At 52.2% G+C, this 16,064-nt stretch carries 12 protein-coding genes and 1 CRISPR repeat array; of the genes, 1 reads left to right on the forward strand and 11 read right to left on the reverse strand.

Annotated features, from left to right (window positions below; translation table 11 throughout):
* Nucleotides 1–26: 26 nt before the first annotated feature.
* A CRISPR array of direct repeats spans nucleotides 27–970; the repeat unit is 29 nt; unit sequence CGGTTTATCCCCGCTGGCGCGGGGAACAC.
* A 95-nt stretch (nucleotides 971–1,065) separates the two neighbouring features.
* The 8 genes from cas2e to cas3 form a co-directional block, all read right to left on the reverse strand.
* Complete coding sequence (gene cas2e / locus ACLD4K_RS19630) at nucleotides 1,066–1,359, reverse strand: type I-E CRISPR-associated endoribonuclease Cas2e (RefSeq protein ID WP_183058944.1); 294 nt, start codon at nucleotides 1,357–1,359, stop codon at nucleotides 1,066–1,068.
* Nucleotides 1,359–2,279: a type I-E CRISPR-associated endonuclease Cas1e gene (gene cas1e / locus ACLD4K_RS19635; RefSeq protein WP_411012362.1), complete on the reverse strand. Its 921-nt coding sequence runs from the start codon at nucleotides 2,277–2,279 to the stop codon at nucleotides 1,359–1,361. Before cas1e ends, cas2e begins: the two co-directional genes overlap by 1 nt.
* Nucleotides 2,276–2,926, reverse strand: coding sequence for a type I-E CRISPR-associated protein Cas6/Cse3/CasE (cas6e, locus tag ACLD4K_RS19640; RefSeq protein WP_080250563.1), 651 nt, complete (start codon nucleotides 2,924–2,926; stop codon nucleotides 2,276–2,278). Before cas6e ends, cas1e begins: the two co-directional genes overlap by 4 nt.
* Nucleotides 2,908–3,654 (reverse strand): type I-E CRISPR-associated protein Cas5/CasD, encoded by a 747-nt coding sequence (gene cas5e / locus ACLD4K_RS19645; protein ID WP_175268174.1) that lies wholly within the window; start codon nucleotides 3,652–3,654, stop codon nucleotides 2,908–2,910. The genes cas6e and cas5e overlap by 19 nt, the downstream gene beginning before the upstream one ends.
* A 10-nt stretch (nucleotides 3,655–3,664) precedes the next feature.
* Nucleotides 3,665–4,723, reverse strand: coding sequence for a type I-E CRISPR-associated protein Cas7/Cse4/CasC (gene cas7e / locus ACLD4K_RS19650; protein ID WP_411010803.1), 1,059 nt, complete (start codon nucleotides 4,721–4,723; stop codon nucleotides 3,665–3,667).
* A gap of 13 nt (nucleotides 4,724–4,736) precedes the next feature.
* On the reverse strand, nucleotides 4,737–5,279 hold the full coding sequence (casB, locus tag ACLD4K_RS19655; RefSeq protein ID WP_183058940.1) for a type I-E CRISPR-associated protein Cse2/CasB: 543 nt from the start codon (nucleotides 5,277–5,279) through the stop codon (nucleotides 4,737–4,739).
* Nucleotides 5,276–6,826: a type I-E CRISPR-associated protein Cse1/CasA gene (casA, locus tag ACLD4K_RS19660; RefSeq protein ID WP_411012363.1), complete on the reverse strand. Its 1,551-nt coding sequence runs from the start codon at nucleotides 6,824–6,826 to the stop codon at nucleotides 5,276–5,278. Before casA ends, casB begins: the two co-directional genes overlap by 4 nt.
* A 420-nt stretch (nucleotides 6,827–7,246) precedes the next feature.
* On the reverse strand, nucleotides 7,247–9,907 hold the full coding sequence (gene cas3, locus ACLD4K_RS19665) for a CRISPR-associated helicase Cas3' (protein ID WP_411012364.1): 2,661 nt from the start codon (nucleotides 9,905–9,907) through the stop codon (nucleotides 7,247–7,249).
* Between the two features lie 442 nt (nucleotides 9,908–10,349).
* Between cas3 and sopD the strand changes: the two genes are divergently transcribed.
* A complete protein-coding gene (gene sopD, locus ACLD4K_RS19670; RefSeq protein ID WP_411012365.1) occupies nucleotides 10,350–11,303 on the forward strand; it encodes an SPI-1 type III secretion system effector SopD in 954 nt (317 codons plus the stop codon).
* Between the two features lie 288 nt (nucleotides 11,304–11,591).
* Here the strand turns inward: sopD and cysH are convergent, their stop codons facing one another.
* The 3 genes from cysH to cysJ all read right to left on the reverse strand — a co-directional run bounded on the left by cysH (nucleotide 11,592) and on the right by cysJ (nucleotide 15,939).
* Nucleotides 11,592–12,326 (reverse strand): phosphoadenosine phosphosulfate reductase, encoded by a 735-nt coding sequence (gene cysH, locus ACLD4K_RS19675; protein ID WP_411012366.1) that lies wholly within the window; start codon nucleotides 12,324–12,326, stop codon nucleotides 11,592–11,594.
* A gap of 101 nt (nucleotides 12,327–12,427) precedes the next feature.
* Nucleotides 12,428–14,140 (reverse strand): assimilatory sulfite reductase (NADPH) hemoprotein subunit, encoded by a 1,713-nt coding sequence (gene cysI / locus ACLD4K_RS19680; RefSeq protein ID WP_411012367.1) that lies wholly within the window; start codon nucleotides 14,138–14,140, stop codon nucleotides 12,428–12,430.
* Nucleotides 14,140–15,939: an NADPH-dependent assimilatory sulfite reductase flavoprotein subunit gene (cysJ, locus tag ACLD4K_RS19685; RefSeq protein WP_411012368.1), complete on the reverse strand. Its 1,800-nt coding sequence runs from the start codon at nucleotides 15,937–15,939 to the stop codon at nucleotides 14,140–14,142. The genes cysI and cysJ overlap by 1 nt, the downstream gene beginning before the upstream one ends.
* Nucleotides 15,940–16,064: the final 125 nt, after the last annotated feature.

Raw genomic sequence — 16,064 nt, forward strand, 5'->3', positions numbered from 1 at the left:
CAGAAATGACTTATTGAGTCAATAATCGGTTTATCCCCGCTGGCGCGGGGAACACCATATGCCAGGTTATTGAGAATTGCCCGTTACCGGTTTATCCCCGCTGGCGCGGGGAACACTCAGGACTGTATCACGCATTAAAACGCCGGGGCGGTTTATCCCCGCTGGCGCGGGGAACACATAAACCAGCTCTTTACAGACGTAGGTGCCGCCGGTTTATCCCCGCTGGCGCGGGGAACACTATAACACGAATGTAGACGAATTTTCGCCAGGCGGTTTATCCCCGCTGGCGCGGGGAACACACAATTTTTCCCCGGACGTAATTGATTACGATCGGTTTATCCCCGCTGGCGCGGGGAACACTTTTAAATTTAACTCATTCCATATTACGTAATCGGTTTATCCCCGCTGGCGCGGGGAACACTTGACAATTAAAACCAGTTGCTGGATTGCCGTCGGTTTATCCCCGCTGGCGCGGGGAACACGGACGTAGCCGTGACGCCCACGAAAACCACCACGGTTTATCCCCGCTGGCGCGGGGAACACATTGCCGCTATCACCTCCATTCAATATAGAATCGGTTTATCCCCGCTGGCGCGGGGAACACCATTTCTTCACTCCAGTTAATTTCAATATATTCGGTTTATCCCCGCTGGCGCGGGGAACACATAGAAATAGTTCTATATTTATTTAATATGGACGGTTTATCCCCGCTGGCGCGGGGAACACATGTTGAGCTATATTATTTGAATATGTGGGGACGGTTTATCCCCGCTGGCGCGGGGAACACTTTATCATTAGTATCGTGATAAAAATAATCTACGGTTTATCCCCGCTGGCGCGGGGAACACTGTATAAGTGAAATGAATGGATTTAATAGAATCGGTTTATCCCCGCTGGCGCGGGGAACACATGATTAGAGGTTATAATGAAAGTTTTATTATCGGTTTATCCCCGCTGGCGCGGGGAACACTCTAAAAAAATATACTTACACATCAATGAATTATCACAAAAAAACAATCTACCAACTTATAAGCAACAAATTTATCTTTTTAAAGAGCGCTCAACTTATTGATTTTCAACAGGAAGAAAAGAAACCAAACGCAGTCCATCCAAATCTACCGGAATACGTCTGTTTTCACCCCATGTCTGAAACTCAAATCCCGATTCTGTGTTGGCCGCCCAGGCCATGACGGCATTCCCGCAACCGCCAAGCTGTGTGATCTGTTGCCAAATCATTTCCCGAATACGCTTCGAGGTATCGCCAACATAAACACCTGCACGAACCTCAAGTAACCAGACGGCAAGACGTCCCCGCAGGCGCGGCGGTACGTTTTCCGTGACCACAACCACCATACTCATCAACCATGCCCCCGATGGCCGCTATCACCCAGTGATTCAGGTTCCGGTATTGCTGGCGGCAGCATATCCGGCGCAGGTTGAGGGCGTTCGATTTCTCCGGCGGCTAGCACGTCCTCGATCAATGGGATTAACTTCCCGGTCAGCTTCGAACTACGAAAGATATCCCGGCAGGCCAGTCGTACTTCCTTGTCTGGCTCCGCCGGGTGACGAGCGGCGATCTCAAATGCTTTAGGCACCACCGATTCAAATTTGATGATATCGGCAATGTCATAAACAAAAGAAAGCGGCTTACCGCTATGGATAAAACCGATAGCTGGCGCATATCCCGCCGCCAGGATAGCCGCTTCTGAAATCCCGTACAGGCACGATGTCGCCGCGCTAATACATCGGTTGACGACATCCCCCTTCTCCCAGTCTTTCGGATCATAGTTACGACCATGCCACTTCACGCCATACTGCTTCGCCAGTAATGCATAGGTCGCCCGCACACGGGATCCTTCAATACCACGCAACTGCTCAATAGAGCGGCGGGCTGGCGGCGGTTCGCGAAAGCGCAACTCGTACATTTTACGCACTACCTTCAGACGCAAATCGTCATCCAGCGCCAGTTTTGCCTGGTAGAGTAATTTATCCGCTCTCGCTCCGCCCGGCTGCCCGGAAGAATAAACCCGCACGCCAGCTTCTCCCACCCATACCAACAGGGTGCCGACCGTTGATGCCAGATGTACTGCCGCATGTGAAACCCGCGTTCCCGGTTCCAGCATGATACAAGCGACCGAACCGACGGGAATATGCGTGCGGATTCCTGTTTTATCGATCAGCACGAATGCCCCATCCAGCACGTCAATCTGACCGTACTGGAGGAAGATCATCGAGGTTCGATCTTTTAACGGGATCGGATTGAGCGGTACAAACGTCACGCATCGTCTCCGGGTTTGATCATCATCATTCCGCAGCCAAACGCCCGGCTTTTACCGTACCCCTGCGCCAGACGTTGCAGGAAAAGCGCGGGATCGTTAACCACCAGCACGCCGGTATAGTCCACGCTGCTAAACTGAATCATCTGCCGGGATTTCTCGCGGCGTATCTGCTGCTGCCGGTAAGCATCAACGCTCGTCTCGCGCAGGGTGAAGCCATTTTGTTCCCCCTGGCGCGCCAGCCATTCCAACGCCGCCTGCTGCTGATAAGACCAAATATCCTGGCTATCGCCCTGCGTTTTACGCTGGCGTTTCGCCTCCATCAGCAAATCGTGACGCTTACCGTTTTTGCAAATTGTCGGATTGGCGCGCAAGTTAAACCGCAGCGTCTGTCCCGCGCTCAGCATTGGCGCAAACGGGCGAGTCTGCACGTCAAAAATCGCGCTGGCGGCAGGCTGTTCCTGTGAGAGAACAAAAAAGCGAAACGCACCCTGTAACTCTTCGCGGCGATAAAGAAACTGCCGTTCCTTGCCGCCGGGAAAGAGATCCCATAACCACTGGTGCATCACGTACTCGCCGCGCTCCACCAGATGCAAGAGCTGTGCCGGCGAAAGCTCGCTGGTGTGCAGCGTTATTCTTGAGAGATACACGCGTCCTCCTTGCGGAGCCACGGCCCCTGATTCACGCTACGTTCACCGAACAACCATTGCTGGCGGCTCAATGGCATGTCGCGACGACGTAAAATTTTGTTCGCCGTTAAGCCATCGTGTTCACCTTCCCACCAGCATTCATTCTGTAATCTGGGGAGAGTCAGTTTCAGCGTATTGAATTGATCCTGATACCAACGATATGCTTCACGCAGGACATCCGGCGCACGCCCGTCCAGCAGTTGCGGCGCAAGCGGCAACGCCAGAGGGTGACTTTTGCGCCCCAGATACAGCGGGAACACAGGATGTTGTAACGACGCCTGAAGCTGCGCCAACGTGTAAGGCGCGTCCGGCGTCGCGCTGACAGCGATCATCCACCAGGCGTCGGTGTAGTAGTCGCGTCGGGAAATCAGCGCGCTCAGTAACTCAGGATCCTGCAACTCTTCACGGCGGCTGAAGTAACGTGCCTTACGTACCTCTTTCGGCATCTGCACCGTGTGATAATCCCTCGCCCAGCGCGGGTTACCACTGGCGCACAGCAAAAATTGGTAATGACGATTGAAGGCGTTTAGCCGTTCCTCCTCATCGCGGCGAATACCCAGCGCCGCAGCTAATAACCCCAACAGCGCAGAACGCGAAGGAAGTTCATGGCTGTGGCGCACTTCGCCTGGCGCATCCACGCCCCAGGAGGCCATCGGCCCGTGAAGCTGAAAAACCAGATATTGGCTCATAAGCCGCCCCTTACGCGCAGATGAAGTCAAGCACGTCTTTCATGCTTCCCTGCTGATTCATCACGTCGAAACTGGCGGTATCAGTCCGCTGGTCATAAACCTTATTCATATTCTTATGCAGCGATATAATACGCTTAACCGCAACGTTCAATTGGTCTGTACCGTTGATCGGTTCATAAAACGCGGCCGCCAGTGAACGTGGTTGGTCGGTGCCTTTTTCAGCCAGCGCCCACGAAGCATAGGCACGGCTGGCAAAGCTGTTCTGTTTGCCGGTCGGCGACACTTTCAGCGCCGCTTCAGTAAAGGCGCGCAGCGTTTTGTTTGCCAGTTCTTCATTGCCGTTCAGGTTTTTCACCAGCAGATCTTTGTCGATGCAGATATAGGTGTAAAACAGCGCGGAGCCAAAGCCGGTTTCGCCGAGATGGCCTGCGCCTGCATCTTCTGCCGATGCCTGGCGGAGGTCATCCACAGCGGTAAAGAAATCGTCTTCGACGATCGTTTCGCTGACGCCGAAGGCGTGGGCGACCTGACAGGCGGCTTCCACGTTAAAATCGGGCTTATTCGCCAGCATACGGCCAAACATCGCAATATCGACAGCCATGCGATCTTTACGTAGCAGTGCAAGCTCTTCCTCTTTTGGCGCGCGTTTTTCTTCCGCCAGACGGTGCGCTAGCGCTTTTACGCCCTCAAATTCAGCAGGGCTGATATGCACCAATTGCTCGGTTTCAGCATTCGTCAGTTCATCTTTTGGTTTCTTTTCCGCCTTTACCTTGCCAAAACAGTTGGCAATTTTTTCCACATACTCAACTGCTTTTTTGGCATCGATGCCGCTTTCAATCAGGATTTGCGCTGCCTCACGCGCAATGCGACCAGTACGAATACCGATATTCCCGGCAAGCGCCTGCTCAAACAGTTCCGAGGTGCGCCAGGCGCGTTTCAGGCTCTGAGAGGAGATACGCAGACGCGTTGCGCCGCCAAGCACCACGGTTTTTGGCGCGCCGGTATCATCACGGTTCAGGTTAGCGGCGGGGTAAGCGGTCAGTAAGTGAAGCTGAATAAACGTTGTCATAAAGATATCCCTGTTAATCTTGTTCGTTATCGTTATCGGTATCGCCAGCCTGGTAGTATTCCAGCGCCCAGCGGATACGGAGAAATTCGGTTGACCGCTGCTGGCGGCGATGGTGGCTCAGCAAGTCGTCTTGTTCCCGGCACCAGCAAAAAATATCCTCTGCCAGTGAAAACAGATTGACCGCGCCATTTGACAGTTTCACCGCACGGCGCAGTTGGCGCAGCAGTTCATCCGGCGTCTTTACTGCGCAAAGCCGGGTAAAACGCAGTTCCGACATCACGCCGTTGAGCTGTGCGGCGAATTTTTGCCGCTCATCAATCGCTTTCACATTCGCCGCCAGCGCCGCTGTTAGCGCCAGCGCGGTTACGCGCCACTCCTGCCCGTCAATTTTCCACAGCGTATGCGTCTGCATCAGCAGGGAGCGAAATCCTTCTGACAGGCAGGCATCGTTCACCGTCGTGCTGCGCCGCAAGCTGGCCCGCGCGCCACGCTTCTCCTGCAACGCCTCATGCCATTTGCTCAGCGTGACCTTGTGATCCTCTTGCACAATTCTCATTCAGCAGCCTCCTGCTTCTTTGCTTTGGCGGCTTTCGCGCTTTGCTTTTCCGCCGATGTCGTAAAATATTTCTTGCGTGCGGTCATGATGCGCTTCAGATCGCTGCTCTCATAAGGGTTGGTAAAAACGCGGTCGTCGAAGTAACGACGGGTAAACAGCCAAAGTTCTCTTTGCCATTTATTCAGCCTTTCGTCCGGCTTGTGGCCGTTTTCCAGATCGTGAATCAGGGTAAGAAAACGTCCCTGCGTCAGGTTCCAGAAATCAATGTCGATAAAACTGAAATCACCGCGGGCACCTTTCGCATCGGCAAACCAGGCCTCTTTCAGCGCGCTGCGCAGCAGGCTGAGGAGGCGGGTAGCAGTTTGTGTTGCTTTACGTAAATCAGGGATCAGACCTTCCGTCATCAGCAACGGAAAGTGATGCTCATACCAGCAGCGAATTTTCATATTGTCGAAATCCGCGCCAAAGCCCCAGATCCCCGCTTTGACATCCCTGAGACGGCGTGCGTTAAACACGTTAACAACCAGCGCCGGATATTCTTTATTCGCTTCTGTATGGTTTTCCTGACTTAATCCCAGCCAGTCGCGCCAGATAAGGCCGCCGGGCTGCGGTTTAACGGAAAAGAAGGCGTTTTGATCTTTCACCGGGGCGCGATAAGGCGTCAGAGGGTGCCGCCAGCCATCGTAGTTAACGCCGTAGTTCTTAACGGTCATAAAGCCAAGAAGCTCATCGCTTTCAGCGCCGCAAATATCGCAGCAACCTGACTGTAAGGTGGCAAAATCCAGGCGGATACGACGCGGCATCCCCCAATACGCCTGGAGTTTATTGACCTGCTCCGGCGTGGTAATAGCATTCGCCTGTTCACTGGTTCGCGTTGCGGCAAGCCACGGGAAAACCGACGCGTCATAAGTCGCAGGTAAAGGCATATCCGCAACATCCTGCGGCATTACGTTCAGCCACAGTTTTCTCCACAACGGCGTTTGCCGCTCACCCTGATACACCTGCAATTCAATTAGCGTGGTCAGTGGCCCGCCGCCGCGTAGCCCGGTACGGTAGCCTTTGCCGCCAGAAGGGGCATTAAGCTGTAACGAGAACAGCGCCAGCGCAGCGCATTGCGGGCAAAATCGTTCCGTTACGCCACGTTTGACAAAATGATCTTTATTAAATTTGGTCGTTTGCGCGCCAGGTGTTTCCGGAAGCAGCGAGGCAACTGACACTTTTTCGCCGATTAACGGTTCAAAATCCTGCATAAAAGACGGTGTTTCTGCGCCAAACTGAAAAGCGTGTTCTAACGGTGCTAATGCTTCACGCAGCATTTGCTCTGTTAGCCCATCCAACCAAACATCTTCCCACCGGGCGCTATTCTTCGGCGCGATGCTGCATTGCAGCACCCCCAGTAGAAACTGCCAGGCTGCACCCTGTAAATCGGCCCGCGTTGCGGCGATGTCCACCACGTTTTCATCCGCCAGATCGACGGGGGCCAACTTACCCGTCGAGCCGTCTTTGAAACGGACGGGGAGCCAGGGCGTTGTTAAAAGCGAACCCATATTGCAAATCCTCTCGCAAAGATAGCCATCCGTGGCCGGTCGTCCATTACGTTACCTATAAATGTATATGGATCAGAAATAAAATCCGTTCAAAAAATACATTCACATTAATTAATAAAAACAATGAATTAAACATGCATTTTGACCGTAACCCCCTTCGTTCCAGGTAAAACTACTCCTGGGCAGAAAATATTTTATTGATCTGGGTCATTAAACATACATATTATTACTTATCGCAAGATTGCTATTAACTCTTAATGAAAATAGAAATTCATTCTTTTGTTTGTTTGGTTTCAACGTCCTTTGGTAGAGTAGTGCGGTTCCCTAAACGGGATAAACCGAGTTAGTAGCAAACTTGCGGTGATGTATGTTCCCCGCGCTAGCGGGGATAAGCCCCGGCGCCCTCCGGCGCCGGGCAATCTACTCCATTTTCCCGGTCAAACCTTCTGTCACCGAGTAACCGCATGATGCTGAGTCCGTTACCACGATCACGATGGCAAAATCCTTATTCTGGTGTTGTTCAACACACCACTGTTGAAACGATTCACCTTTTAACCGTTCAAACTCGTCTTTATGTTTATCCCACCAGCTCTGACGTACCCGCAGCACGCTCATCTCCCAGGCGTGTTCACCGCTGGCATAAGGGGTTACGACGCCATCCACGATTTTCGCCAGCCACAGCGTGACAGACTCTTCCGCCAACCGCGTTGACATTTTCTCCGGTAGAGAATCGCTAATTTCAGCACAATAGCCCGGCGCAAAGTTAAGCAGCATCTGGCTGGCAAATGCCCGGTCGCAATAAAATTTGCCTTCCTGCAATTGCTCGGTTTTTGCAAATCCAACCGGCATGTTGACATCCTCGCCGTAAACCGACTCAATTAACAATCGGGCAGATTGCGGCATCCGAATCGTCCCCTGCTCACGTAATATGCGCTGTGTCAGCCACATGCGCCCATGATCGGGATAGACATAGGCGCTGTTACGCATGGCGCTGGATAACCAGTTCTCTCGCGGCGCGTCATCCCACTCCGGAGCAAGAATGCGCAGCACTGGCGTCTCTCGCTCATCCTGCCCACTCTTTTTCAACAGACCGTTACGATCACGAATATGACGCTGTAGTCGACCGGCCCGCTGAATTAATAAATCCACCGGCGCTAAATCAGAGATCATCTCATCGCAGTCAATATCCAGACTTTGTTCGATGACCTGCGTGGCGATAATGACCTTACCGGCACGTTGCGCGCCGCTCTGTTTGCCAAAGAGATTCAGCGTCTGTGACTCAATCCGCTGACGATCGTGAAAAGCAAAGCGACTATGGAAGAGTAAAAGGTTTTCCGTGGCGACGACCTTACTCAGTTGAAGCTGGCGATAGATACGAATCGCATCATCAACGGAATTACGTATCCAGGCGATACAGTTTCCTTTTTCCACTGCTTCACCTATACGTTCAAGGCACGACTCTTCACTGTGTAGCCAGCCAATATCTACACTACGCTCAACCTCTTTGCGTGTATCAACCCGCTGAGAAATCAGCTCTGTTTGTGTGACCTGAGTCAGCCAGGGATAGTCGTCATGGCCTAGCAACGGCGCCTGCACACTACGCCTCACCCCACGGGAAAATGCAGCCACCAGCTTATCTCGCTGCTGCTGCGATAGCGTCGCGGATAACAGAATAGTGGCGTTGCCATTACTGGCCTGCCGTTCGATCAAACCTTCGAGTATTCGGGACATCCAGGCATCACAGGCATGGATCTCATCCGCCAGTAAAATCTTGTTGCTAAGACCCAGTAACCGCAGGTTGTTATGTTTAAATGGCATTACCGCCATCATCGCCTGATCCAACGTGCCTACACCAACCTCCGCCAACAACGCTTTTTTATTGCTGTCGGCAAACCAGGCGGCGCATCCCTGACTATAAGGCTGCGCTTCATCGGGTTCTTCCGTACCAGAAAGAGTGACCGACCATATTGACTGATTGAAACGATCCATTAAGCGACGCGCGCTATGCGCCAGAATCAGGCTGGGACGGGAGTCCGGCTGATACAACGCCAGCCAGGTGTTCGCCATACGTTCAAACATCGCATTGGCTGTCGCCATTGTCGGCAGTCCAAAATAGAGTCCCTGCGCTTTACCTGCCGCCATCAGTCGATGAGCTAATATGAGCGCCGCCTCTGTTTTTCCGGCCCCGGTGACATCTTCAAGAATAAAGAGTTGGGCACCATCCACGTTGATATCCAGCTCAAGCGCCTTTTGTTGTAACGGTGTGGGATGCTGAATAAAAGGGAAAAGCGTTTCTATGCCCGTAAAGGCAGACACATTCGCCGCTGAGGGAAATAGCGTAATGGCAGTTTGTGCTTTAGTGAGAGCTTGCTGCCAGTAGGTATCAACAGGCATTTTTTCCGCAGTACGCGGAAAATAACGGCTGGCAGAACCAGTCCAGTCAGCCAGTACAACCGCAGCGGAAATAAACCAGGAAAGTTGCTGAAATTGGGCGATACCCTCATCTTCATCCCAGGCTTCAGGCAAGGTAATTAAAGGAAAGAGCGCTTTTATTCTCAGAAGAAAATCTCTTGCCGCGTCTTTATCCTGCTGGCGAAAATGGTCCAGCTCCTGGATTGCCTCTGGAGGGCGTCCATGATGACCTGTAGTGACTGGCATCCAAAGTGCCATAACACGCTTACTTTTACGAACTGAAAGCGAAGAAGGAGGAAACAATTCAGGGCATTCACTTAGCCAGGAGTTCCACAACTCGTATCCCAGCGTGGTATGCGCGATTTTTTCATAATGCCGTGTCGGCTCATTAAAGACATTTAAAGCCTCATGACGGTATAGTTGCTGGAAGGAATGAGCAAACTTTCCAATATCATGCCAGCATAAAATCCAGGCAAAAAATTGCGCCGCCTGCTCTTTATCCTGGATGCCTAATTTTTTTAGATAATGGTCAATAAAATAAATATTATTTATCACCATCCAGTAACCCACAGCCGCAACATCTAAAGAATGCCAGCAAAGCAAATGATAATCATCACCGCCGTCAGTTTCTCCTCGTCGAGACTTTCCCCAATAGTGATATATCGACACGTAAACTCCAGCATGTGGATAATAAAAATACTCTACGCCTTTTTAATGGCCTTTTTTGTTGATATACCTCAAAAAAATTGCACTTCCTGAGATTATATTTAAATATGCTCGCTCAACTTTATATATTCTTCAGAAATATTTATTTCACGAATGATTATTATAAATTTTTCAGCCCTTTTCTTCTGGAAGAAGCGATCAAAGAGGCTTCATCCAATGCCCCTGCATGAGGCAAAATTTAAAAAAACGACCATTTTCGGCGAATCATCTACCTTTTGTCTGAATTATCGTCACCATAAAGGATTGCCAACACTAAATGTGCTGTATTGATAATGCCGTTCAAATTCTCTCCTGTAGTAAACCTTGTCTGTTTAATAAAAAAGAGTGAATTGAACGACATATTTTACTCCGGATATTAAATAATATAAATTTGAAGGAAAATCTTATGCCAGTCACTTTAAGCTTCGGTAATCATCAAAATTATACGCTTAATGAAAGTCGGCTTGCTCATCTGTTAAGCGCAGATAAAGAAAAAGCAATCCATATGGGGGGCTGGGATAAATTCCAGGATCATTTTAGAGCGGAAAAAAAGGACCATGCGCTGAAAGTGTTACACACCATCATTCACGGCCAGGGCCGTGGTGAACCTGGAGAGATGGAAGTTAACGTAGAGGATATAAATAAAATTTACGCCTTTAAACGGCTACAACATCTGGCCTGCCCGGCTCATCAGGATCTGTTTACTATCAAGATGGACGCCTCTCAGACACAATTTTTGTTTATGGTCGGCGACACGGTGATCAGTCAAAGCAATATTAAGGACATCCTCAATATATCAGATGATACAGTGATAGAATCTATGAGTAGAGAGGAGAGACAGTTATTTTTACAAATATGCGAGGTGATTGGTGCGAAGATGACCTGGCACCCGGAATTACTTCAGGAGTCGATTTCTACTCTACGAAAAGAAGTGACGGGCAATGCACAAATCAAAGCGGCGGTTTATGAGATGATGCGTCCCGCAGAGGCTCCAGACCACCCGCTTGTCGAATGGCAGGACTCACTTACTGAAGATGAAAAATCGATGCTGGCCTGTATTAATGCCGGTAACTTTGAGCCTACAACTCAGTTTTGCAAAATAGGTTATCAGGAGGTACAAGGTGAAGTCGCTTTTAGCATGATGCATCCGTGCATCTCCTATTTACTACATACCTATTCACCGTTTACAGAGTTTAAACCAACAAATTCCGGTTTTTTAAAAACACTTAATCAGGATTATAACGACTATCATGCAAAAAAAATGTTTATTGATGTAATTCTTGAAAAACTATATCTAACCCATGAACGCTCTTTGCATATTGGTAAAGATGGGTGCAGTCGCAATATATTACTGGTATAAAGATAGTCAGTAATATACCCTTCATACTTCAAGTTGCTTATGTGTTGGCTACGGATTACTCGGCCCATCCATGGGCCTCGCCCTGACGGGCCGTCGCACGCGACGTTCAAATCTGCTCCCGGCAGATTTGTCGTTCACCCCAGTCACATAGTTATCTATGCTCCTGGGGACTCACTCCCTTGCCGCCTTTAAGCAGCTCGAATTATTTTGGGTATATAACCAATTTAAAATCCGGCTGCCTGCCGGATTTTTCATAGCAGCAAGTGTAATCATACCGCGTAAGGACATTTACCCTTCATGCAGCCCGCACTCACGTTTCAGTCCAAAGAAGCGTGTCTCTTCTTCCGCCATACCCGGCTCCCATTTGCGGGTGGTGTGCGTATCGCCCACCGACAGATAGCCCTGATCCCACAGCGGGTGATATTTCAGTCCCTGTTTTTGCAGATACTGGTAAACCGTGCGATTATCCCAGTCGATAATCGGTAGCACTTTAAAAATACCGCGCTGGATAGCGAGAACAGGTAAATGCGCGCGGCTGCCGGACTGCTCGCGACGCAGACCCGCAAACCACGTCTGCGCTTTCAGCTCTTTTAGCGCCCGGTTCATCGGCTCGACTTTGTTGATGTCATTGTATTTCTCAATACCTTCTACGCCCTGCTCCCACAGTTTGCCGTAGCGCGCTTCCTGCCATGCCGGACTTTCGCCCGCGCGGTAAACTTTCAGGTTGAGTTTGAGTTTGTCCGTTAACTCATCAATAAACTGATAGGTTTCCGGGAACAAATAGCCGGTATCGGTGAGGATCACCGGGATATCCGGGCGAACCTGATTTACCAGATGCAGGCTCACTGCCGCCTGGATACCAAAACTTGATGACAGTACATATTCACCAGGCAGATTTTCCAGCGCCCAGGCCACGCGTTCTTCAGCAGTCAGCGTTTCCAGTTGGGCGTTGGTTTCCGCCAACGCCAGTACGCGATCGACTTTTGGCAGGTCGTTCAGGGCATTTAGATCGAGTTGGGACATAAGTTCCTCGCGGTATACCTTGCCTGATGGCGCTGCGCTTATCAGGCCTACGCGGGCGGTAGGCCGGATAAGGCATTTATGCCGCCATCCGGCAATTCAGGTTATTCCCAGAAATCACGCGCGGGATCGAGTACCGGGCGAATGATGCCCGCACGCACCGTAAAGTCGCCGAAGCCTTCACCCGCTTCGCGCTCTTTCGCCCAGCGCCCAATCAGTTCATCCAGCGAGGCCAGAATATCCGACTCGGTGATGTTTTCTTTATACATCCGTGGGATACGACTCCCGATGCGGTTGCCGCCAAGATGCAGGTTGTAGCGACCCGGCGCTTTACCTACTAAGCCAATTTCCGCCAGCATCGCGCGGCCACAGCCGTTCGGGCAGCCGGTCACGCGCATCACGATATGCTCATCAGGAATGCCGTATTTTTCCAGAATCGCTTCCACTTTGTCCGTGAACGACGGCAGGAAACGCTCGGCTTCCGCCATTGCCAGCGGGCAGGTTGGGAACGACACGCAGGCCATTGCGTTTTCACGCTGCGCGCTCACCGCATTCATCAACCCGTGGTCGCGCGCCAGCGTCTCGATCTTCGCTTTCTGGCTTTCCGGCACGCTGGCAATAATCAGGTTCTGGTTAGCGGTGATACGGAACTCGCCCTGATGAATCTTCGCGATCTCCAGCAGGCCGGTTTTCAGCGGACGCCCCGGATAATCCAGGATACGACCGTTTTCGATAAACAGCGTCAGGTGCCAGTTGTTGTCGATCCCTTTCACCCAACCGATACGATCGCCGCGACCGGTAAACTCATACGGGCGGATCGGCTCAAATTTGATCCCCGCGCGACGCTCGACTTCCGCTTTAAACGTCTCCAGTCCCACGCGCTCAAGGGTGTATTTGGTTTTGGCATTTTTCCTGTCGGTACGGTTACCCCAGTCGCGCTGCGTCGTCACTACCGCTTCGGCCACCGCCAGGGTGTGCTCCAGCGGCAGATAGCCAAACTCGCTGGCCGTACGAGCGTAGGTTTTCTTATTACCATGCTCAATAGACAGACCGCCGCCCACCAGCAGGTTAAAGCCGACCAGCTTGCCGTTCTCGGCAATCGCCACAAAGTTCATGTCGTTGGCGTGCAGATCGATATCGTTTTGCGGCGGGATCACCACCGTGGTTTTAAATTTACGCGGCAGATAGGTCTGACCGAGGATCGGCTCTTCATCGGTGGTCGCCACCTTCTCCTGATCGAGCCAGATCTCGGCATACGCACGGGTGCGCGGCAGCAGATGTTCGGAGATCTTCTTCGCCCACTCGTAGGCTTCCGCGTGCAACTGCGATTCGTACGGGTTGGAGGTACACAGCACGTTACGGTTCATGTCGTTGGCGGTCGCCAGCGCGTCCAGCCCCACCGAGTGCAGCATCTGGTGCACCGGCTTGACGTTCTTCTTCAGAATGCCGTGGAACTGGAAGGTCTGACGGTTGGTCAGACGGATACTGCCATAAATCGTGTTATCCGCCGCGAATTTATCGATCGCTTGCCATTGCGTCGTAGTAATCACCCCGCCCGGCAGGCGGCAGCGCAGCAGCATCGCATGACGTGGCTCCAGCTTCTGCGCCGCACGCTCGGCGCGAATATCGCGGTCATCCTGCTGATACATGCCATGAAAGCGGATCAGCAGGAAGTTGTCGCCTTTAAAACCGCCGGTGAGACCGTCGTTCAGATCTTCCGCAATGGTGCCGCGCAAATAGTTGCTTTCCAGCTTCATGCGCTCGGCATCGGACAGTTTACCTTCGACCACCAGTGGGCCTGGATGTTTTTCGCTCATTAGTAGACATCTCGCTGATAACGGCGCTCTACGCGCAGCTCACTTAAATATTCATCTGCCGATTCGAGGTCCATACCGCCGAATTCAGCGATCACTTCCAGCAATGCTTTTTCGACATCTGCGGCCATGCGTCTGGCATCGCCACAGACATAAATATGCGCGCCATCATTGATCCAGCGCCACAGCTCGGCGCCCTGTTCACGCAGCTTGTCTTGTACGTAAATTTTTTCTTTTTGATCGCGTGACCAGGCGAGATCGATACGGCTTAACAGTCCCTCTTTCACGTAGCGCTGCCACTCCACCTGATAGAGGAAATCTTCGGTAAAGTGCGGGTTGCCGAAGAACAGCCAGTTCTTGCCTTCCGCCCCTTCCGCCGCACGCTGTTGCATAAAGGCGCGGAACGGCGCGATGCCGGTGCCGGGGCCAATCATAATGACCGGCGTCTGCGGGTTAGCAGGCAGGCGGAAGTTATCGTTATGCTCAATAAAGACGCGAACTTCGCCCTCTTCTTCCACGCGGTCAGCAAGGAAGCTGGAAGCGCCGCCGGCGCGGGCGCGGCCTTCAATGTCATAACGAACCACGCCGACGGTGACGTGTGCTTCGCTTTCGACTTCCGCCTGCGCGGAGGCGATGGAGTACAGACGCGGCGTCAGCGGGCGCAGCAGGTCGATTAGCGCCTGAGCATCCAGCTGCGCCGGAGAGAAACGCACCATATCAACGATCGGCGTGGTCGCGGCGTAATGCTGGAGCTGCGCTTTGTCACCCACTAATGGCAACAGCGACTCACTGCGCGTCAGGGTCGCGTAGTTCTCAACAATGTTGGCGGTATTCACCGTCAGCTCGAAGTGCCACTCCAGCGCTTCGGCGAGCGGCAGGGTTTTACCGTCAACCGTCACCGGCTCATCGCCCTTCAGCCACAGCAACTCAACCAGCTCCTTCACCAGAGCCGGATCGTTCTGATACCAGACGCCCAGCGCATCGCCCGGCTGGTAACGCAGACCGGAGTCGCCTAAATCAATCTCAATATGGCGCACATCTTTTTCCGAGTTGCGACCGGTGATTTTCTGATTCACGGAGAGGGTCGCGGTCAGCGGCGCGTCCTTGGTATAGGGGCTGGTGTGGATGTCGTTTACCGCGCCAGTAGCGACGGATTGCGAAGGTGCCGCGACAGGTGCGCGGGACTTCAGAACATCAACCACGCGGGCGCGCCATTCGCTGGCAGCTGCCTGATATTCAACGTCAGCATCGACACGGTCGAGCAGACGTTCACCGCCCAGTTCCGCCAGTTTGCTGTCGAAATCTTTACCGGCCTGGCAGAAAAATTCATAAGAGGTGTCGCCGAGGCTAAACACGGCAAAAGCGGTGTTTTCCAGTTTCGGCGCTTTTTTGGAGAACAGGAATTTATGCAGCGCGACGGCCTCTTCCGGCGGCTCGCCTTCTCCCTGGGTGGACGTCACTATCACCAGCAGTTTTTCACTGGCAATCTGTTTGAATTTGTAGTCGCCAGCATTCACCAGAGTCACATTAAGGTTGGCCGCCAGCAGATCATCACGCAGCGCTTCCGCCACACGACGCGCATTGCCGGTTTGCGAAGCGGAGATAAGCGTAATCCCCGGCATCTTCCCCTCAGGAGCAGGCGTGACGGCAACAGCGTCTGAGCGCGGGTTCAGTACGCCCCAAAAATAGCCGGAGACCCAGGCAAGCTGTTCAGGAGTAAGGTCGGTTGTCGCGGCCTGAAGGCGCGCCAGTTGCTCCGGATTAAGCGGAAGCAACCCAGTCAGTGGAGCCGGTGTCGTCATGCGTCGTTATGTTCCAGTAAGCAAAGCGGATCTATACACAAAATCATTCAAGTTCGCTGTAGCCCAGACTGTAAGCTGAGCGCGCCCCAGGAGCGTACATAAATACGTGACTGGGGTGAGTAAAC

Source organism: Salmonella sp. 741265055_HSA (assembly GCF_046569525.1).
Lineage (GTDB): Bacteria > Pseudomonadota > Gammaproteobacteria > Enterobacterales > Enterobacteriaceae > Salmonella > Salmonella enterica.